This is a genomic window from Pedococcus sp. P3_C7 (assembly GCF_056402615.1).
Genome location: NZ_JBFUHC010000001.1, coordinates 534099 through 552426, shown reverse-complemented (window position 1 = coordinate 552426; position 18328 = coordinate 534099). Strand labels below are relative to the sequence as shown.

The window sequence follows — 18328 nt, the reverse complement described above, 5'->3', positions numbered from 1 at the left end:
GCGCGCAGCACCCTAGGCTGGGCGTCGTGCTCGACCAGATCACCGCCACGCGCTACGTCACTCCCCTCAAGGAGGGTGGCTCACTGCCGGGCATCGTCGAGGCCGACGACTTCGGCACCTACGTCGTGAAGTTCCGCGGAGCGGGGCAGGGCGTCAAGGTCCTCGTCGCCGAGGTCATCGTCGGCGAGCTGGCGCGCGCCCTCGACCTCAACGTGCCCCGCATGGTGGTCGTCGACCTCCAGGCACCGATTGCCAAGTATGAAGCGGACGAGGAGGTCCAGGACCTGCTCACGGCCAGCCTCGGCCACAACCTCGGCATCGACTTCCTGCCCGGCTCGTTCGGGTACGACGGCTCACGGCCACCCGCACCCGACACGGCCGCCGACATCCTGTGGCTCGACGCCTTCACCGCCAACGTCGACCGCACCTGGAGCAACCCCAACCTCCTTGTCTGGCACCGCAACCCGTGGCTGATCGACCACGGTGCGGCGCTGTACTTCCATCACGGCTGGCCGAGTCGGGGCGCCGACCCACAGAGGTTCGCCGACCAGTCCTTCGATGCCAGCACCCACGTCCTTCGCGATGTCGCATCCAGCACCGGCGCCGCCCACGAGCGGCTGTCCCCCACCATCACCTCCGAGCTCCTTGCCGGCGTCGTCGACGCGGTGCCCGACGGCTGGCTGGAGCAGGCACCCGGTCTCGACACGCCCCGAGCCGTCCGAGCGGCATACGTCGAGCACCTCCTGGCCCGCGTCGCGAACCCGACGGCCTGGCTTCCAGGGGACCTGTCATGACGGTCCACGGCTACCAGTACGTCGTGCTTCGCTGCGTGCCCCGCGTGGAGCGCGAGGAGTTCCTCAACGTCGGGCTCGTCCTCTACAGCCAGGGCGCCGACTTCCTCGAAGCGGCCTACCGGGTCGACCCGGTCAGGCTGCACGCCTTCGCACCCCAGGTCGACGTCGACGACGTCGACCAGGCGCTGGAGACCATCTGCCAGGTATGCCGCGGCGTCACCGGTGGTGGGCTGCCCACCCTGGGTGGGCTCGGGCGCAGGTTCGGCTGGCTCACAGCGCCCCGGAGCACGGTGGTCCAGCCCGGGCCGGTGCACGGAGGCCTCACGGCGGACCCGGCCAGCGAGCTGCGCGACCTCCTTCAGCGCCTCGTCGACTGACCCGTGGGGCGTAGGGCCCACGCGGCCACCGCGCCCGCAGCGGCCACGTTGAGGGAGTCCACACCCCCGGCCATGGGGATGGTCACCGTCAGGTCGGCCGCGTCGAGGGTGTGGTGGGACAGCCCGTCTCCCTCGGTGCCGAGCACGAGTGCCAGTCGTTCTGGCGGGTTGGCGGCCAGCTCGTCGAGGCTCACCGCGTCGTCGGCCAGGGCCAGGGTGGCCACGGTGAACCCAGCGGCCTGGAGGTCGGCGATGCCGCCGGGCCAGGGGTCGATGCGCGTCCACGGCACCTGGAAGACGGTGCCCATCGAGACTCGAATCGACCGGCGGTACAACGGATCTGCGCATCGGGGAGTGACGAGGACCGCGTCGACCCCGAGGGCCGCGGCCGAGCGGAAGACGGCGCCCACGTTGGTGTGGTCGACGATGTCCTCGAGGACCAGCACCCGTCGGGCGCCGGCGACGAGGTCCGCCACGCTCGGCAGCTCGGGCCGTTGCATCGAGGCAAGCGCCCCACGGTGCAGGTGGAACCCCGTGAGCCGTTCGATGACGTCGTGCTCGCCGACGAAGACCGGTACGCCGCCGGCCTCGGCCTGCTCGACCAGGTCAGCCAGGTCGGTCAGCCACCGTTGGGCCATGAGGTAGCTGCGCGGTCGGTGCCCGGCCTGCAGGGCCCGCCGGATGACCTTCTCCGACTCGGCGATGTAGAGCCCGCGCTCGGGCTCGGTCCTGCGCCGCAGCGCGACGTCGGTGAGCGAGACGTAGTCGGTCAGGCGGTCGTCGTCGCTGCTGGTGATCGTGATGGGCACGGCGAGCAGGCTAGATCACTCAGGACAGGAGGGCGCGCACGATGACGCTCACGCTGGCCAGGACGCAGAAGGCGAGCACCGCCCGGCGCAACCGGTCGCGGTCGAGGCGGGCGCGGGCCGGGGCCGCCGCGGCATACCCCAAGGCCATGAACGGGATCCAGGCGAGGCCGGCCACCAGCTGTTCACGGGTGAACTCCCCTGCAAAGCTCAGCCCGGCGACCGCCATGGCGGCTCCAGCCAGGAAGAAGACCGACAGCGTGGCGCGCAGGCGGGTGGGGCGTTCGTGCTGCAGCACGAGCGCCAGGAACGGGCCGCCGATCGAGGCCGCAGTGCCGGAGAACCCTGCGATGGCGCCGGCCACGGCCGAGTTCACCGGAGTGGTTCGCACCTCGAGAGCCGAGACCGACGCGGCGACCGTGAGCAGGATGAGCACACCGGTGACGACGGAGATCGCCCGCACCGACAGCAGGGCCACCGCTGCGACGCCCAACGGCATGACCAGCAGCCGCGCCACCAGGGCCCATGACAGTGGCCGCCAGGCGATGTCGCGAGGCCCGTGGACGAGCTGGACCACCGGCAGCGAGAAGCTGGTCACCAGGAGGGCTCCCGGCATGAGCTCGGGTGCGAACAGCACGAGGAACGGGGCCGCGACCACGGCCATGCCGAAGCCGATCGAGGACTGCACGAACGCTCCCGCGAAGAGGGCCAGACCGAGCAGCAGGACCGAAGTCCACTCCATCAGCTGAACCAGACGATCTTGATGATCCCGACGAGTCCCACGACGATGATGACGGCGCGCAGCGCAAGTGGGGGCAGCCGGCGGCCCACCTTCGCGCCGACGAAGCCGCCCGCGAACGCGCCCAGCCCGATGAACAGCGCCACCAGCCAGTCGATCCGGCCCCACGCCACCACCATGAAGGTGATGGCGGCCACGGCGTTGACGATGGTGGCGAGGACGTTCTTGAACCCGTTGAGCCGCTGGATGGGCTCGCTGGACAGGGCGCTCATCAGTCCCATCAGGATGACGCCCTGGGCGGCACCGAAGTAGCCGCCGTAGATGCCGGCGACCAGGACTCCCCCGGTGAGGGCCGCGCCGTGCCACGACGCCGGCGCGATCCCCGCCTCGTGGCGCTCGACGGCCCGAGCCTGCAGCCGGGGACCGACCACCACGAGCAGCAGCCCCAGGCCGATCAGGACCGGCACGATCGCCTGGAACGCCTCCGCAGGCAGCACGAGGAGCAGCACCGCACCGATCACGCCGCCGAGCAGGGACGCGGGTGCGAGCCGCAGGAGGGTGCGCCCGGCGCCCTCGAGCTCGGCCCGGTAGCCATGGACTGCCGTGACTCCCCCGGCCACCAGGCCGACGGTGTTGGACACGTTGGCCACCACTGGCGGGTAGCCGAAGAACAGCAGGGTGGGGAACGTGATGAGGGTGCCCGACCCGACCACGGTGTTGATGGTCCCCGCCGCCAGGCCTGCGAGGAAGATCCCGAGGGCTTCGAAGACGGACACCACGTCACCCTAGCGACGGGTGTCGCCCGTCCAGGACAGCGGTATGCCGCCCGCGCGGGTGCGTGGGCGGCATACCTCGTCGTGAGGTGGGGGTCAGGCGGGCGGCGGCTTGGGCGCCGCGTCCGCGTCTGCCGTCGGCGGCTCCACGGGCAGCGAAGCCGGTGGGGCCGGCGGCTCGAAGTCGGGCACCGTGTCAGCCGGCGGCTTCATCGGGGGCTGCACCCGCTTCACCGGCGCCGCGTGCTCGGTGGCCTCCTGACTGGCCTTCCCCGCGAGCCCGCGGGCCTCCGCAAGGGCCTGCATGGGGTCCTCCAGAACGGTCTCGTCGAAGGCGTCGGCGAGCTGGCCGGGGTCGACCCACTCCTCGTCGCCGTCGCCGTCCGGGCCACTGGGCTTGTCCGTGGCACCCAGGGCCCCACCGATGCCGCGCAGGGCGTCCGTCAGCTCGCTGGGGATGATCCACATCTTGTTGGCGTCGCCACGGGCGATCTGCGGGAGCACCTGGAGGTACTGGTAGGCCAGGAGCTTCTGCGTGGGCTTGCCACGGTGGATCGCGTCGAAGACCTGCTGGATGGCGCGGGCCTGGCCCTGGGCCTCGAGGATGCGGGCCTGGGCCGAACCCTCGGCCCGCAGGATCTGGCTCTGCTTCTCACCTTCGGCCGTGAGGATCGCGGACTGCTTGGTGCCCTCGGCGTACAGGATCTGGGCGCGGCGCTCACGCTCTGCCTTCATCTGCTTCTCCATCGACTCCTGCACGGAGTGCGGCGGGTCGATGGCCTTGAGCTCGACGCGGTTGACGCGGATGCCCCACTTGCCCGTCGCCTCGTCGAGGACACCACGCAGCTGGGCGTTGATCTGGTCACGGCTGGTCAGCGTCTGCTCCAGGTCGAGCGAGCCGATGACGTTGCGCAAGGTGGTGACGGTGAGCTGCTCGATGCCCTGGATGAAGTTGGCGATCTCGTACACGGCCGACTTCGCGTCGATGACCGAGTAGTAGATGACCGTGTCGATGTTGACGACCAGGTTGTCCGAGGTGATCACCGGCTGGGGCGGGAACGACACGACCTGCTCGCGCAGGTCGACGTTCGCGCGCACCTTGTCGACGAACGGCACCAGGAAGTGGATGCCGCCTTCGAGTGTGCGGGCGTAGCGGCCGAGCCGCTCGATGATCAGGGCAGTCTGCTGGGGGACGATGCGCACCGTGCGGAAGAGCACGATCAGCGCAAAGGCAACCAGGATCAGCAGGACGATGAAGCCTGCTCCAATGCCGTCCACGTCTACTCCGTTTTCTGACCCGCCGTGATGCCGGTGACGATCACGGTGGCCCCCTCGATGGATACAACCCGGACCTCTTGGCCGGGCTGGCATGGGTCGCCGCCTTGCGGCGTGCGTGCGGACCAGGTCTCCCCGCCCACCTTGACGCGACCGTCGGTCGCGGTGACGGCCTGCAGCACCCTCCCGCTGCGGCCGACGAGACCGGGCGCGCCGATTCCGTGGCTGGCCTCGGCGACCATGAACTTCCGGGTGATGATCGGGCGCACCAGCAGCAGGAGCAGTCCTGCGACGACGACGGCGACGATCACCTGGCCCGGGAAGGCGACCCCGATCGCCGATGTCGCCGCTCCAGCCAGTGCACCACCGGCCAGCATGAGGAACACGAAATCGACCGTGGCGGCCTCGATGGCCGCCAGGATCAGCGCCACCCCCAGCCACGCGAGCCACGGGTTCTCCGCGAACCAGTCCATGACACCCCTCCCTCTCAGTGGTCAGGTAACTCTAGGACGACGGGCGAGGCTCGGACGTTCCTTCGTCGACACGCAGTCGCGCCGTCCACCGGTCGCCTCGACGCTCCAGCTCCAGGGGCATGCCGAAGGTGGCCGAGAGGTTGGCCTCGGTGAGGGTGATCTCGACCGGACCCTGCGCCACGATCCGTCCCTCGCGCAGCAGGAGCAGGTCGGTGAAGTTGGGCGGGATCTCCTCGACGTGGTGGGTGACCAGGATCAGGGCCGGCGCCTCCAGGTCGCCTGCGAGGACGCCCAGTCGCCGGACGAGGTCCTCGCGACCACCGAGGTCGAGCCCGGCGGCCGGTTCGTCGAGCAGCATCAGCTCGGGGTCGGTCATCAGGGCGCGCGCGATCTGCACCCGCTTGCGCTCCCCCTCTGACAACGTGCCGTAGGTGCGGTCGGCCAGGTGGTCGGCCCCCAGGGCGACCAGCAGCTCGGACGCCCGAGCGTGGTCGAACGTCTCGTAGCTCTCCCGCCACCGGCCGACGACGCCGTAGGACGCGGTCACCACGACGTTGTGCACGATCTCGTCGAACGGGATCCGCTCGGCCAGGGCCGCCGAGGCCAGCCCGATGCGGGGTCGCAGCTCGAACACGTCGACCGCCCCGAGCACCTCGCCCAGCACACCGGCCACGCCGCGGGTCGGGTGCATCCGCGCTGCGGCCAGCTGGAGCAGGGTCGTCTTGCCCGCTCCGTTGGGGCCGAGGATGACCCAGCGCTGCCCTTCCTCGACCTCCCAGGAGACGTCGTCGAGCAGGGTCGCCTGACCCCGGACGACGCTCACTCCTGCGAACTCAAGGACGTCACTCATGGGACGGGACCCTATCGGCTTAGGCTGGCGGGATGCCCGAACTCCCTGCGTGCGTGCGCCTTTCGCTGTGGACGACACACGCGTGGGCCACGGGCACCCCGCTGGAGCGCTCGATCGCCCAGGCCCTTCCCGACATCGACCACGTCGCCGGTGACCTCGACCGCCTGGACCTGTGGCACGACCTCGGTGAGCGGGCCCTCCTCGTCGCCCTGCCGGCCCCCGGCGACCTCGTGGGTATGCCGGGTGCCTCCGTCGAGGCGCAGGGCGCGGCCGCCGCCGGCGGCGAGTGCGTCTTCGTTCCCGGCCTGGGAGGGCTTCTCGTGCCCACGATCTCGACCTATGGCGGCGGCCCCGAAGGAGGTCTGGACGTAGGCACCCGGGTGGATTGGACGGCATACGACGCAGATCCGGTGCCGCGTCACCGGGTGGAGGCGCTCGAGGCCTCGCAGCTCGAGCGCCACCTGCGTGAGGAGATCCGCGCGGCAACCGAGGCGATCGACGCGATCGGCGGCCAGCCGTTCGGGGCGGGTGCCGCCCGCACGCTGGCCGACGCGGCCCTCGGAGGTCGCTGGGGCCTGCCACCCGCCCTGCCGGGCCGGGCCGCGCGCGTCATCGCCCTCGCGGGCACCATCGACTCGGTGGTCGACGTCGCGCTCCGCGCTGGCGACGGGGCCCTGACCGCGGCCGAGGCGTCGTCGAGGCACCGCGTCCTGCTGCGCCTGCAACGGGCCTCCGAGCGGGCCCTCGCCGACGCGACCAACGCCGCGTGTGCGGTGCTGGCCGGATGGCGACCGGCCTGACCACTGGGAGGGGTCCGTTCCGGCAACTAGACTCGGACGGCATGGCGGACCCCGCAGTCTTCGACCCCGCAATCATCCTCGTGTCCGAGCACCATGCCGACACCCTGCTCGAGGAGTTCCGGAGCCGGTACCAGCGCGACTACGACCTGCGCACCGCCGGCTCCTGTGACGAGGCCGAGTCCATCGCCCGCGAGATCCATGACCGGGGTGACCACGTGGCGCTGTTCGTCACGGACTCGCGGCTGCCGGACGTCGAGAGCGTCCACGAGGCATTCCACCGCTGGCGTCTCGTGGTGCCCACGGCCCGCCGCGTCGTCGCCGCGCCCTGGGAGTACTTCCTCGCGGATGGCCCCGGGCTCCGGGCCGGCATGGCCAAGGGCAAGTACGACGCCTACCTGCTCATGCCGCGTGGCAAACGCGACGAGGAGTTCCACAACGCGATCACGGACCTGCTGTCCGAGTGGACCTCGACCGTCCCCCAGCCCGAAGTCGTGGTCGCCAAGGTCATCTCGCCGACCCAGGACGCGCTCACCATGGCGATCCGCGACTTCCTGGACCGGATGGGCATGCAGAACCGGGTGTGGCATCCCGACGAGCCGGCGCTCCAGGACTACCTCGCGGGGATCCGCGAGCAGCTCGGCGTGGACGAGCTGCGCTGGCCGGTGGTGACCGCGGCCAACCGGACACCGATCCAGGCCACGAGCGTCCGCGACGTCGCGATCGCGGTCAACGGCCCGCCGCGCACCTTCGAGCTCGACGAGGTCGTCGATCTGGCCGTCGTGGGTGGCGGCCCCGCCGGACTCGCCGCCGCCGTGTACGGAGCGTCGGAAGGACTGTCCGTCGTGGTGTTGGAGGCTGAGGCGATCGGCGGGCAGGCCGGCACCAGCTCGATGATCCGCAACTACCTCGGCTTCCCCCGCGGCATCTCCGGCATGAGGTTGGCCCAGCGCGCCCGGAACCAGGCCCTGCGCTTCGGGACCGAGTTCCTGACCGGCTGGGAGGTCACTGCTCTGGAGCCCGGGACCGACGGGGCTCCCCACCTCCTGCGCACCGGTGGGGGCGACGTCCGGGCCAGGACCGTCCTCATCTCCACCGGGGTGGCGTACCGAAGGCTCGGAGTCCCGCGGCTCGACGCACTGGTGGGCGCCGGCGTCAACTACGGGGCGGCAATGACGGCGGCCCGCGAGATGGAGGGCTACGACGTCGTGGTCGTGGGAGGTGGCAACTCCGCCGGACAGGCAGCGCTGCACCTGGCTCGGTTCGCGAGGTCGGTGACGATCGTCGTCCGTCGGGTCGGGCTCGAGGAGACGATGTCGCGCTACCTCATCGAGGAGATGGCCTACAACGAGCGCATCACCGTGCTGCCCTGCACCCGCGTGGTGGACGGTGGTGGTGAGGGCCAGCTGGAGTGGCTCTGCCTCGAGGACATCACCACCGGGAAGAGGACGACCAAGCAGGCGCGAGGTCTGTTCCTGCTGCTCGGGGCCGAACCGCGCTGTGACTGGCTGCCGCCCGAGCTTGCTCGCGACAAGCACAGCTTCGTGCTCACCGGGCGTGACGTGCCGCGGAGCAAGTGGGTCGACGACGTGCCGCCGGCCAATCTGGCGACCACGGTGCCCGGCATCTTCGCCGCCGGCGACATCCGGGCGGGCTCGATGAAGCGGGTTGCCTCCGCGAGTGGTGAGGGGGCGTCGGCCGTTCCCCTCGTGCACGCCTACCTCACCCCCACGACCGAGGACACCCCGACGACCGGGGACACCCCGACAGCCGAGGGCACCTCGACGACCGAAGACGAAAGGGTGGCCACCCCGGTCTCCTAGGCGCGGCCGCCGACGGGTGCGGTCAGGACTGGAGCATCCGCTGGCGCAGCACCTCGAGGTAGACCTGGTTGGTCCGCTCCCCGATGGTCGCCCAGGAGAACGAGTCGACTGCCCGCTTGCGCCCGGCCAACCCCATGGCGTCGGCCCTGGCCGGGTCGCTGACGGCGTCGGTCAACGCTGCGGCGAGGTCCGCGACGAACCGGTCCGCATCGAGGGGTATGCCGCTGCCGTCCTGTTTCTGGTCGATGGGCACCAACCAGCCGGTCTCGCCATCCACGACGACCTCGGGGATGCCGCCCGTCGCCGTGGCGACGACCGGGAGCTCGCACGCCATCGCCTCGAGGTTGACGATGCCCAACGGCTCGTAGATCGACGGACAGGCGAAAACCGTTGCAGCAGAGAGGAGTGCGACGACCTCTCCGCGCGGCAGCATCTCGGGGATCCAGACGACGCCCTCACGCGTCGCCTTGAGCTCGTCCATGAGGCTGGTCACCTCGGCCATGATCTCCGGGGTGTCCGGCGCCCCGGCGCACAGCACCACCTGGACGTCGGGTGGCAGCTGGGCGGCTGCCTTGAGCAGGTACGGCAGTCCCTTCTGCCGGGTGATGCGGCCGACGAAGATGACCGACTTCCCGTCGGGGTCGACCCCGTGCCGACGGACCGTGTCGTCGTCACGGTGGCGCTGCCACAGCTGGGAGTCGATGCCGTTGTGGACGACCTTGACGCGTTCGGGGTCGATCGAGGGATAGCTGCGCAGGACGTCCTGTCGCATGCCCTCGCTCACGGCGATGACGGCGTCGGCGCCCTCGTAGGCCGTGCGCTCCATGAAGGAGGACACGCGGTAGCCGCCACCGAGCTGCTCGGCCTTCCACGGGCGCATCGGCTCGAGGCTGTGGGCGCTCACGACGTGGGGCATGCCCCCGAGCAGGGACGCGACGTGCCCGCCGAAGTTGGCGTACCACGTGTGCGAGTGCACGAGGTCGGCGCCGACGCAGTCACCGGCCATCGCCAGGTCGACGCCCATCGTCCGGACGGCCGCGTTCGCGGCACCCAGGTCCGGCAGGTCGGCATACCCCGTGGTGCCCTCCTCCGACACGGGTTCGCCGAACGCTCGGACCCGCGCATCGATGTCGCCGCGGTCGCGCAGCGCCCGCACCAGCTCTGCGACGTGCACCCCCGCGCCACCGTAGATGTTGGGCGGGTACTCCTTGGTCAGGATGTCGACTCTCACGGTCGTGAGATTAGTCGTGCAGTGGGGTCGCCGCGAGGGCGCGGATTGCCTAGGGTCGGACCATGCCTTATCGACGCGGGGTTCCCAAGGTTCTTGCCATCGTCCTCGCCGGCGGAGAGGGCAAACGACTGATGCCCCTGACCGCTGACCGGGCAAAGCCAGCTGTCCCGTTCGGAGGGATCTATCGGCTCATCGACTTCGCCCTGAGCAACGTCGTGAACTCCGGCTACCTCAAGATCGTCGTGCTGACCCAGTACAAGTCGCACAGCCTCGACCGACACGTCACCAAGACCTGGCGGATGTCCACGATGCTCGGCAACTACGTCGCGCCCGTGCCTGCGCAGCAGCGCGTCGACAAGAACTGGTACCTCGGGTCAGCGAACGCGATCTTCCAGAGCCTCAACCTGATCACGGACGAGAAGCCCGACATCGTCGTGGTGGTCGGCGCCGACCACGTCTACCGCATGGACTTCTCCCAGATGGTGGCCCAGCACATCGAGACCGGTGCGGGTGTGACCGTGGCCGCGATCCGTCAGCCCATCTCGCTGGCGGACCAGTTCGGGGTCATCGAGGTCGACGACGCAGACCGGCGCAAGATCTCGGCCTTCAAGGAGAAGCCCAAGGACGCCAAGGGCCTGCCCGACTCCCCCGACGAAGTGCTGGCCTCCATGGGCAACTACGTCTTCGACGCCGATGTCCTCGTCGACGCCGTCACCCGCGACAACGACCGCGCGGGCAGCAAGCACGACATGGGCGGCGACATCGTGCCGGACTTCGTCGACAGTGGCGAGGGCTACGTCTACGACTTCAAGGACAACGTCATCCCGGGTGCCACCCCACGCGACCAGGCCTACTGGCGCGACGTCGGGTCGATGGACTCCTACTGGGAGGCGCACATGGACCTGGTGTCCATCCACCCCGTCTTCAACCTCTACAACTACGACTGGCCGATCTACACCGACTACGGCCCGCTCGCCCCTGCCAAGCTCGTCCAGGGCGCTGCCGGCAAGTTCGGGGAGGCGCACAACTCCGCCGTCTCCCCCGGTGTCGTCATCTCCGGTGCGACCGTGACCAACTCGGTCCTGTCTCCGCGGTGCCACATCCACAGCGGCACGACGATCGACGACAGCGTGCTGCTCGACGGTGTCGAGGTCGGACGCGGCTGCGTCATCAAGCGGGCCATCATCGACAAGGGCGTCGTGGTGCCCGAGGACACCACCATCGGGGTCGACCCCGACAAGGACCGGGAGCGCGGGTTCATGGTCACCGAGTCCGGACTCACCGTCATCGCCAAGTTCCAGGAAGTCACCGGATGACGGACGCCCACCATTCGATCCGGATCGGGGTCCAGCTCCAGCCACAGCACGCCGAGTACGCGTCGATCCGCCGGGCCGCGGCGGAGGCCGAGGAGATCGGCGTCGACGTCGTCTTCAACTGGGACCACTTCTACCCGCTCTACGGTGGGCGGGACGGTGAGCACTTCGAGTGCTGGACGATGCTGGGCGCCTGGGCCGAGGCGACGTCCCGCGTCGAGATCGGCGCCCTGGTCACCTGCAACAGCTACCGCAACCCCCAGCTGCTCGCCGACATGGCCCGAACCGTGGACCACATCAGTGGGGGTCGGCTGATCCTCGGCATCGGCTCGGGCTGGTTCGAGAAGGACTACGACGAGTACGGCTACGACTTCGGCACGGCCGGAGGACGGCTGAACAACCTCGCCCGCGACCTGCCGCTCGTCAAGCAGCGGTGGGCCAAGCTGAACCCGGCGCCGACGCGCGACATCCCGGTCCTGATCGGTGGGGGTGGCGAACGCAAGACCCTCAAGATCGTCGCCGAGCACGCGACCATCTGGCACGGCTTCGGCGGGCCCGAGACGATCGCCCACAAGCACGCCGTCCTCGACGAGTGGTGCGCCAGGATCGGGCGCGACCCCAGCGAGATCGAGCGGTCTGCCGGCGTCTCCGCCAGGCCGGGTCGCCACCCCGAGCAGGTCGCCGACTACGCCGCCGGCGCGGAAGCCCTGTATGCCGTGGGCACGCGGCTCTTCACCGTCGGGATCGGTGGTCCGAAGTACGACCTCGGGCCCGTGCGGGACCTGGTCGCATGGCGAGACTCCCGCCTGGGCGGCTGACCGGGGTGGGCGACCAGCCTGACGGGCACCGCCGTTGCCATGCTCATGAGTGTCGCCTGCGACGGATGGCACGAGCGCCAAGCACCGACGACCGCACGAGCACCCACCCGACCGCCAGGGTCAGGACCTCACTGTCCCCGGCTGGCTCGTGCCCTTGGACCAGCGGCGCCAGGACGGCAATAGTCAGGATGATGACGAGCACCAGTGCCTCACGGCGCAGCTCCTTACGGGTTGGCATGCGTCCCCTCTCAGGACCTACAGGTCTTGTAGTACGAATCGTATGCCGGCAGCGACGCGGCTCCACCCGTTGCCGGCATCCTGGCCTTGTAGCACTTCTTGAGTCGGATGGCGGTGTTCACAGTGCTTTTCACGTCGTCCTGACCAGCAGGTATATCGCGCCGCAGGTGATCTTGGCGGTGGCCGTGGGAACGAAGCCGCACAGTAACCCGGGGATCTGGCTCGAGTTGGTGTCCATGAAGTTCTTGAGCTGCCACGTCTCTGACCAGGACATCTCGACGTAGTAGATCGGCGTGTAGTACCACCAGCCCGCTGTAACCCACGGATCCATGACTATCGGGAACGCCGCCCCCTTGGTGTCCACGACCTGGCGCAACGAGCGGCCCTCGACGACGAAGCGCGTCTTCAGGAAATGACCCTTTGCGTCGACCGCCCACGGACGCTCAACGTGGCCCTGGGTGACCCCGTCTTCGTTCTTGATCTCGAGCGTGCCGTCAATGGCCGGAGCCATCGTCCAAGCCTCCGGGATGACGTTCTCGAACACGCCGTCGGTGCGCCCCTGCGGCAACTCTGCGACCAGCCTCAGCCCGACGCCGTCGGCCTGAGCCCACGTCCGCAGGCCTCTAGCAGGCGCTATTGCCTGGCCGCCCTTGTTCAGCCCGGCGCTCGGCACACCCTCGCCGAGCTGGCCGGTCCGCGCCACGACCATGTCGGCCGCGAGGTCTGGCGCCTCCGCTCCGCTGGCGGGCGCGCTCACGCCGGAGACGAGCCCGACTGACACGATGACGAGACTGATGATGCGCTGCATGCCGCTCCGCTTTTGACGCCCGTCGCTCCGGACGCGTTCGAGGAACATAGATCCTTATGCCGGTCCATGACCATGACTGAGCATGACTGACTAGATCTATATCTCATCGTTATCTATGTGGTGCTTGTACACCGGGGGTGCGGGACCTGGTCGCATGGCGAGACTCCCGCCTGGGCGGCTGACCGGCGTCGATAGTCTGGAGCCGTGCCCGAGCTGACCGCGCAGACGCTGCTCGTGACCATCTCCGGTGAGGACCGGCCGGGCGTCACCAGCACGTTCTTCGACGCCATCGCCGACGTCGGCGCGGAGGTCCTCGACCTCGAGCAGGTGGTGGTCCGTGGGCACCTGACGCTGGCGATGCTGCTGTCGGCGGGGGACGCCGAGGCGCGACTGCGCTCGGTCCTGACGTCGGTGGGGCGCGACCTCGACCTCAAGGTCAAGATCAAGGTCGGCACCGGCGACAGCATGCACCGGCGCAGCGGGCGGGCCGCCGTGGTCGTCCTCGGGGCGCCCCTGCGGGCCAGCGGCGTCGCCGCGATCACGGCACGCATCGCCTCGCACGGTGCCAACATCGACCGCATTCGTCGGCTGTCGCGCTATCCGGTCACCACGGTCGAGTTCGACGTCTCCGGTGCTGACGTCGATCGACTGCGGCGTGAGCTCGCCCTCGAGTCCAGCGTCCACGGCCTCGACATCGCCGTGGCCGCCGGTGGGTTGGCGCGCCGGGGTCGACGTCTGGTGGTGATGGACGTGGACTCGACACTGATCCAGGACGAGGTCATCGAGCTGCTGGCCAGCCACGCAGGCCGCGAGGCCGAGGTGGCGGCAGTGACTGCCGCCGCCATGCGCGGAGAGCTCGACTTCGCCGACAGCCTGCGGGAACGAGTCGCCGCCCTGGAGGGCCTACCCGTGAGCGTGCTGGACGAGGTCCGTGCCGCCGTCCAGTTCACGCCCGGTGCGCGCACCCTCGTCCGGACCCTGAAGCGACTCGGGTTCACGGTGGCCATCGTGTCCGGCGGCTTCATCGAGATCGTCGAGGACCTCGCTCGCGAGCTCGGCATCGACCACGCCCACGCCAACCGGCTCGAGGTGCGCGACGGCATACTCACCGGCCACCTGGTCGGGGACATCGTGGACCGGGCGGGCAAGGCCGCAGCGCTTCGCCGCTTTGCCGCCGAGGCGGGCCTGCCGCTCTCGCGCACCGTGGCGATCGGTGACGGGGCCAACGACCTCGACATGCTGCAGGCGGCCGGCCTCGGCGTCGCCTTCAACGCCAAGCCCGTGGTTCGCGAGCAGGCCGACACCGCCGTCAACGTTCCCTACCTCGACGCGGTGCTCTACCTGCTCGGGATCACGCGTGAGGAGATCGAGGAGGCGGACGAGGCGGACGGCACGCCGACCCCCGCTCCGCCGATCCCCACCCCCTGACTCCTAGGCTGACGCAATGGCAAGTACGCAGGGCCGCACGGTCCGCAAGGTTCCCACCCTGTTCATCATCGGCGGAGCGGAGGACCGGGTCGGAAAGGCAACGGTCCTGCGCCGGTTCGTCCGACTTGCTGGGGGCAGGCGGGCGCGGATCGTGCTGATCCCCACCGCGTCGTCGTTCGAGGACGAGGTCGTCGCCTCCTACCGCGAGGTGTTCACGCGTCTGGGTGCCCCGGACATCGAGGTCGTGAACCCACCCAACCGCGCATCCGCCCAGGACCAGGAACTGGTCGCCCTGCTCGACCAGGCGACCGGCATCTTCATGAGCGGCGGCAGCCAGCTCAAGCTCAGCCAGCGGTTCCCGGGCACGCCGCTCGGGGAGGCCCTGGCCCGCGCCCACGATCGCGGTGCCGTCATCGGCGGGACGTCGGCCGGGGCCTCGATCATGAGCCAGTTCATGATCTCGATGGGCGAGGAGGGCGTGACGCCCCGACAGCGCTACGGGCAGCTGACGGCGGGGCTCGGGCTCATCGACGGTGTCATCATCGACCAGCACTTCGCCCAGCGCTCCCGGTACGGGCGGCTGATGTCCATGGTCGCCGCCTCGCCCAACCTGATCGGCGTGGGCATCGACGAGGACACGGCGATCGAGGTGCGCGACCGGCGCGTCTTCACCGTGCACGGCAGCGGCGTGGCCTTCGTCCTCGACTGCCGCGCCGCCGAGTCCGATGCCCCGGACGCCCGCAGAGGTGCCCCCTTGATGGTCTCGGGCGCTGTGGTGCATTCACTCCCCGCAGGCGCTACGTTCGACCTCTCCGAGGTTCGCCTCGTCGACTTCGTCGAGAAGCACCCCGATGTCGCGGTGGCCCTCGCGACGGCCAAGGCCTGACCCACCGCCTCGCACTGCCCGACCCGCAAGGAGATCCCATGGCAGATCGCCCCACCCCCACCGGCCCCCCGGCACCCGAGCTCTCGATCGTCGAGTCCCGGGTCTACCGCGGCGGGAACATCTGGTCGTACAGCCCGGCGATCCACCTGGTGGTCGACCTGGGGGTGCTCGAGGCCTACCCGACCGACACGCTGACCGGGTTCACCGACCGACTCCTCGAGCTGCTGCCCAACCTGGAGAACCACACCTGCTCCCGGGGCGTGAAGGGCGGCTTCATCGAGCGGTTGCGCGAAGGCACCTGGCTCGGACACGTCGCCGAGCACGTCTCGCTCCAGCTCCAGCAGGAGGCGGGGCACGACCTGCGGCGCGGCAAGACACGCGCGGTCAAGGGTCAGGCCGGGGTCTACAACGTCATCTACGACTACGCCGACGAGGCTGTCGGGCTGGCCGCAGGTGTGCTCGCAGTGCGGCTGGTCAACCACCTCGTGCAGGCCGAGGAAGGGTTCGACTTCGCCGACGAGCTCGACCTCTTCCTGAGGCGGGCCCAGCGGACGGCCTTCGGCCCGTCCACGGGTGCGATCCTCGAAGAAGCGATCTCGCGCGACATCCCCTACATCCGGCTCAACGCGGCTTCGTTCGTGCAGCTCGGCCAGGGCGTCCACGCCCAGCGGATCCGCGCGACCATGACCTCCAAGACCGGTGCCCTGGCCGTCGACATCGCCGGCGACAAGGACATGACCACCCGCCTTTTGGGCTCTGCCGGGCTCCCGGTGCCCAAGCAGGAGACTGTGCGCACAGCCGACGGCGCAGTGGCCGCCGCCAAGCGGATCGGCTACCCCGTGGTCGTCAAGCCGCTGGACGGCAACCACGGTCGGGGTGTGTGCCTTGACCTGACCACGGAGGAGCAGGTCCGCGCGAGCTTCGTCATCGCCGAGGGCGAGTCGCGGCGTGGTTACGTCATCGTCGAGTCGCTGGTCACGGGTCGCGACTACCGCTGCCTCATCGTCGGCGGCAAGATGCAGGCCATCGCGGAACGCGTGCCCGCCCACGTCATCGGCGACGGCAGCCACACAGTGGCCGAGCTCGTGGAGATCACCAACGCCGATCCGCGCCGTGGAGTGGGCCACGAGAAGGTGCTGACCCGGATCAAGGTCGACGACGCGGCCACAGCGCTCGTGCGGGACCAGGGCTTCGAGCTCGACGACGTGCCGCCCAAGGACCAGATGGTCAAGCTGGCCCTCACGGGCAACATGTCGACCGGTGGCATCTCCGTGGACCGGACCTTCGACGCGCACCCGGACAACGTCGAGATCGCCGAGGAGGCGGCCCGCATGATCGGGCTCGACGTCGCGGGCATCGACTTCATCTGTCCCGACATCGCCTCCCCCGTCCGCGAGACGGGGGGCGCGATCTGCGAGGTCAACGCGGCCCCGGGTTTCCGGATGCACACCCACCCGACCGTCGGCGAGCCGCAGTTCATCGCCAAACCGGTCGTGGACCTGCTGTTCCCACCCGGCTCCCCCTCACGGGTGCCGATCGTGGCGGTCACCGGGACCAACGGCAAGACCACCACGTCGCGGATGATCGCCCACATCTTCAAGGGCATCGGACGCAAGGTCGGCATGACCTCGACCGACGGCATCGTCATCGACGAGCGCCTCGTCTACAAGGCGGACGCCTCCGGTCCTCGCTCGGCACGGATGGTCCTGCAGAACCCACGCGTCGACTTCGCGGTGATGGAGGTGGCCCGTGGCGGCATCCTGCGCGAAGGGCTCGGCTACGACCGCAACGACGTCGCGGTGGTGACCAACGTCGCCCCCGACCACCTGGGCATGAAGGGCATCGACACCCTGGCCCAGCTCGCCGACGTCAAGGCGGTCGTCGTGGAAGCGGTGCCCCGCAACGGTTTTGCGGTGCTCAACGCCGACGACGAGCTCGTCCGCAAGATGCGTCGCAAGTGCTCGGGCGGCATCGTGTGGTTCTCGCTGCAGCCGCCCGGCAGCAAGGTCCGCGAGTTCATCGAGGACTACTGCCGCCGTGGCGGTCGCGCCGTCGTCCTCGACCACACCGACCGCGGCGACATGATCGTGATCAAGCACGGCCGCCGCTCGATGCAGCTCGCGTGGACCCACCTGCTGCCGTCGACCTTCGGCGGCACGGCGAAGTTCAACGTCGCCAACGCCATGGCTGCGGCTGGCGCGGCGTTTGCCGCGGGCGCCGGGCTGCACGAGATCCGCCAGGGGCTGCGGACCTTCACCACGAGCTACTACCTCTCCCCCGGGCGGATGAACCTCGTCAACGTGCACAACGTGGACGTGTTCGTCGACTACTGCCACAACGCGCCAGGCATGCGGGTGCTCGGCGAGTTCGTGGAGAGCTATGCCGATCAGAAGGCCGGCCAGTCCGACCTCGGCAAGGTGTCGCGCATCGGCATGGTGTCGACCGCCGGGGACCGTCGCGACGACGACATGCGTGAGCTGGGGGCCCTCGCGGCTCGCCACTTCGACGTCGTGGTCGTCCGTGAGGACGAGCGCAAGCGGGGGCGGCCCGCCGGTCAGACGGCAGACCTCATCGCCGAGGGCGCAAAGGGTGAGATCGGCAAGGAGGGCGTGCGCTGCCGTCAGGTGGAGATCGTGCTCAACGAGGTGGACGCGGTGCGACACTGCATGGCGCGAGCCAACCCCGGGGACGTCGTGGTGCTCTGCGTCGACCAGCACGCCGAGGTGCTCGGTGAGCTGGAGTCGATGACCAAGCACGCCCAGGCCGGCGCCCACAACAAGCAGGGCATCGGCGACCCGGACCTCGACCCCGTCGAGATGCAGTCCGAGGCCCAGCAGTCGGGTGACGAGGCGGCCGCCGCCGAGGCTTCCGAGGTCGAGCCAGCCACCACCTGACCGAGG

18 protein-coding genes are annotated in these 18328 nt (G+C 69.7%); 9 read left to right on the top strand and 9 right to left on the bottom strand.

Features of this window, described 5'->3' with window-relative positions; all coding sequences use genetic code 11:
- The first annotated feature begins 26 nt into the window (after positions 1 to 26).
- On the top strand, positions 27 to 794 hold the full coding sequence (locus AC1DS4_RS02595) for a HipA family kinase (protein WP_477632135.1): 768 nt from the start codon (positions 27 to 29) through the stop codon (positions 792 to 794).
- Positions 791 to 1171, top strand: a complete 381-nt coding sequence (locus AC1DS4_RS02590) for a DUF3037 domain-containing protein (RefSeq protein ID WP_477632134.1) — start codon at positions 791 to 793, stop codon at positions 1169 to 1171. The genes AC1DS4_RS02595 and AC1DS4_RS02590 overlap by 4 nt, the downstream gene beginning before the upstream one ends.
- On the opposite strand, the gene AC1DS4_RS02585 is transcribed toward AC1DS4_RS02590, so the two are convergent.
- The 6 genes from AC1DS4_RS02585 to AC1DS4_RS02560 all read right to left on the bottom strand — a co-directional run bounded on the left by AC1DS4_RS02585 (position 1153) and on the right by AC1DS4_RS02560 (position 6087).
- Positions 1153 to 1980 carry a TrmH family RNA methyltransferase gene (locus AC1DS4_RS02585; RefSeq protein ID WP_477612878.1) on the bottom strand — a complete coding sequence of 276 codons (828 nt, stop codon included), beginning with the start codon at positions 1978 to 1980 and terminating at the stop codon, positions 1153 to 1155. The genes AC1DS4_RS02590 and AC1DS4_RS02585 overlap by 19 nt on opposite strands.
- A 19-nt stretch (positions 1981 to 1999) precedes the next feature.
- Positions 2000 to 2719, bottom strand: a complete 720-nt coding sequence (locus AC1DS4_RS02580; protein ID WP_477632133.1) for a TSUP family transporter — start codon at positions 2717 to 2719, stop codon at positions 2000 to 2002.
- On the bottom strand, positions 2719 to 3492 hold the full coding sequence (locus AC1DS4_RS02575) for a sulfite exporter TauE/SafE family protein (protein ID WP_477632132.1): 774 nt from the start codon (positions 3490 to 3492) through the stop codon (positions 2719 to 2721). Before AC1DS4_RS02575 ends, AC1DS4_RS02580 begins: the two co-directional genes overlap by 1 nt.
- Before the next feature lie 93 nt (positions 3493 to 3585).
- A complete protein-coding gene (locus AC1DS4_RS02570; RefSeq protein ID WP_477632295.1) occupies positions 3586 to 4758 on the bottom strand; it encodes an SPFH domain-containing protein in 1173 nt (390 codons plus the stop codon).
- Positions 4759 to 4769: 11 nt separating this feature from the next.
- A complete protein-coding gene (locus tag AC1DS4_RS02565; RefSeq protein WP_477612875.1) occupies positions 4770 to 5237 on the bottom strand; it encodes an NfeD family protein in 468 nt (155 codons plus the stop codon).
- Between the two features lie 31 nt (positions 5238 to 5268).
- Complete coding sequence (locus AC1DS4_RS02560) at positions 5269 to 6087, bottom strand: ABC transporter ATP-binding protein (protein ID WP_477612874.1); 819 nt, start codon at positions 6085 to 6087, stop codon at positions 5269 to 5271.
- A 32-nt stretch (positions 6088 to 6119) separates the two neighbouring features.
- Between AC1DS4_RS02560 and AC1DS4_RS02555 the strand changes: the two genes are divergently transcribed.
- Positions 6120 to 6887 carry a hypothetical protein gene (locus tag AC1DS4_RS02555; RefSeq protein WP_477612873.1) on the top strand — a complete coding sequence of 256 codons (768 nt, stop codon included), beginning with the start codon at positions 6120 to 6122 and terminating at the stop codon, positions 6885 to 6887.
- A gap of 41 nt (positions 6888 to 6928) precedes the next feature.
- Positions 6929 to 8707 carry an NAD(P)/FAD-dependent oxidoreductase gene (locus AC1DS4_RS02550; RefSeq protein WP_477632131.1) on the top strand — a complete coding sequence of 593 codons (1779 nt, stop codon included), beginning with the start codon at positions 6929 to 6931 and terminating at the stop codon, positions 8705 to 8707.
- 22 nt (positions 8708 to 8729) lie between these two features.
- On the opposite strand, the gene glgA is transcribed toward AC1DS4_RS02550, so the two are convergent.
- Positions 8730 to 9938: a glycogen synthase gene (gene glgA, locus AC1DS4_RS02545; RefSeq protein WP_477612871.1), complete on the bottom strand. Its 1209-nt coding sequence runs from the start codon at positions 9936 to 9938 to the stop codon at positions 8730 to 8732.
- A 62-nt stretch (positions 9939 to 10000) separates the two neighbouring features.
- On the opposite strand from glgA, the gene glgC reads away from it, so the two are divergent.
- Both glgC and AC1DS4_RS02535 read left to right on the top strand, forming a co-directional pair.
- Positions 10001 to 11254: a glucose-1-phosphate adenylyltransferase gene (gene glgC / locus AC1DS4_RS02540; RefSeq protein ID WP_477632130.1), complete on the top strand. Its 1254-nt coding sequence runs from the start codon at positions 10001 to 10003 to the stop codon at positions 11252 to 11254.
- Complete coding sequence (locus AC1DS4_RS02535; protein WP_477632129.1) at positions 11251 to 12069, top strand: LLM class F420-dependent oxidoreductase; 819 nt, start codon at positions 11251 to 11253, stop codon at positions 12067 to 12069. Before glgC ends, AC1DS4_RS02535 begins: the two co-directional genes overlap by 4 nt.
- Before the next feature lie 43 nt (positions 12070 to 12112).
- On the opposite strand, the gene AC1DS4_RS02530 is transcribed toward AC1DS4_RS02535, so the two are convergent.
- Positions 12113 to 12307, bottom strand: coding sequence for a hypothetical protein (locus tag AC1DS4_RS02530; RefSeq protein WP_477632128.1), 195 nt, complete (start codon positions 12305 to 12307; stop codon positions 12113 to 12115).
- A 129-nt stretch (positions 12308 to 12436) separates the two neighbouring features.
- Positions 12437 to 13114, bottom strand: coding sequence for a hypothetical protein (locus tag AC1DS4_RS02525; protein WP_477645981.1), 678 nt, complete (start codon positions 13112 to 13114; stop codon positions 12437 to 12439).
- A 204-nt stretch (positions 13115 to 13318) separates the two neighbouring features.
- On the opposite strand from AC1DS4_RS02525, the gene serB reads away from it, so the two are divergent.
- Genes serB through cphA form a run of 3 tightly spaced genes read left to right on the top strand, consistent with a single transcriptional unit; the run spans position 13319 to position 18322 of the window.
- Complete coding sequence (serB, locus tag AC1DS4_RS02520) at positions 13319 to 14542, top strand: phosphoserine phosphatase SerB (RefSeq protein ID WP_477612866.1); 1224 nt, start codon at positions 13319 to 13321, stop codon at positions 14540 to 14542.
- A 16-nt stretch (positions 14543 to 14558) separates the two neighbouring features.
- Positions 14559 to 15428 carry a cyanophycinase gene (locus AC1DS4_RS02515; RefSeq protein WP_477612865.1) on the top strand — a complete coding sequence of 290 codons (870 nt, stop codon included), beginning with the start codon at positions 14559 to 14561 and terminating at the stop codon, positions 15426 to 15428.
- Positions 15429 to 15466: 38 nt separating this feature from the next.
- Complete coding sequence (gene cphA / locus AC1DS4_RS02510; RefSeq protein WP_477632126.1) at positions 15467 to 18322, top strand: cyanophycin synthetase; 2856 nt, start codon at positions 15467 to 15469, stop codon at positions 18320 to 18322.
- Positions 18323 to 18328: the final 6 nt, after the last annotated feature.

Excerpts from the sequence above, each read along its gene's own strand:
- AC1DS4_RS02590 (WP_477632134.1), top strand. The coding sequence starts at position 791 with ATGACGGTCCACGGCTACCAGTACGTCGTGCTTCGCTGCGTGCCCCGC.
- AC1DS4_RS02555 (WP_477612873.1), top strand. The coding sequence starts at position 6,120 with ATGCCCGAACTCCCTGCGTGCGTGCGCCTTTCGCTGTGGACGACACAC.
- cphA (WP_477632126.1), top strand. The coding sequence starts at position 15,467 with ATGGCAGATCGCCCCACCCCCACCGGCCCCCCGGCACCCGAGCTCTCG.
- AC1DS4_RS02530 (WP_477632128.1), bottom strand. The coding sequence starts at position 12,307 with ATGCCAACCCGTAAGGAGCTGCGCCGTGAGGCACTGGTGCTCGTCATC.
- AC1DS4_RS02565 (WP_477612875.1), bottom strand. The coding sequence starts at position 5,237 with ATGGACTGGTTCGCGGAGAACCCGTGGCTCGCGTGGCTGGGGGTGGCG.
- AC1DS4_RS02515 (WP_477612865.1), top strand. The coding sequence starts at position 14,559 with ATGGCAAGTACGCAGGGCCGCACGGTCCGCAAGGTTCCCACCCTGTTC.
- AC1DS4_RS02535 (WP_477632129.1), top strand. The coding sequence starts at position 11,251 with ATGACGGACGCCCACCATTCGATCCGGATCGGGGTCCAGCTCCAGCCA.
- AC1DS4_RS02525 (WP_477645981.1), bottom strand. The coding sequence starts at position 13,114 with ATGCAGCGCATCATCAGTCTCGTCATCGTGTCAGTCGGGCTCGTCTCC.
- AC1DS4_RS02560 (WP_477612874.1), bottom strand. The coding sequence starts at position 6,087 with ATGAGTGACGTCCTTGAGTTCGCAGGAGTGAGCGTCGTCCGGGGTCAG.
- AC1DS4_RS02550 (WP_477632131.1), top strand. The coding sequence starts at position 6,929 with ATGGCGGACCCCGCAGTCTTCGACCCCGCAATCATCCTCGTGTCCGAG.
- glgC (WP_477632130.1), top strand. The coding sequence starts at position 10,001 with ATGCCTTATCGACGCGGGGTTCCCAAGGTTCTTGCCATCGTCCTCGCC.
- AC1DS4_RS02580 (WP_477632133.1), bottom strand. The coding sequence starts at position 2,719 with ATGGAGTGGACTTCGGTCCTGCTGCTCGGTCTGGCCCTCTTCGCGGGA.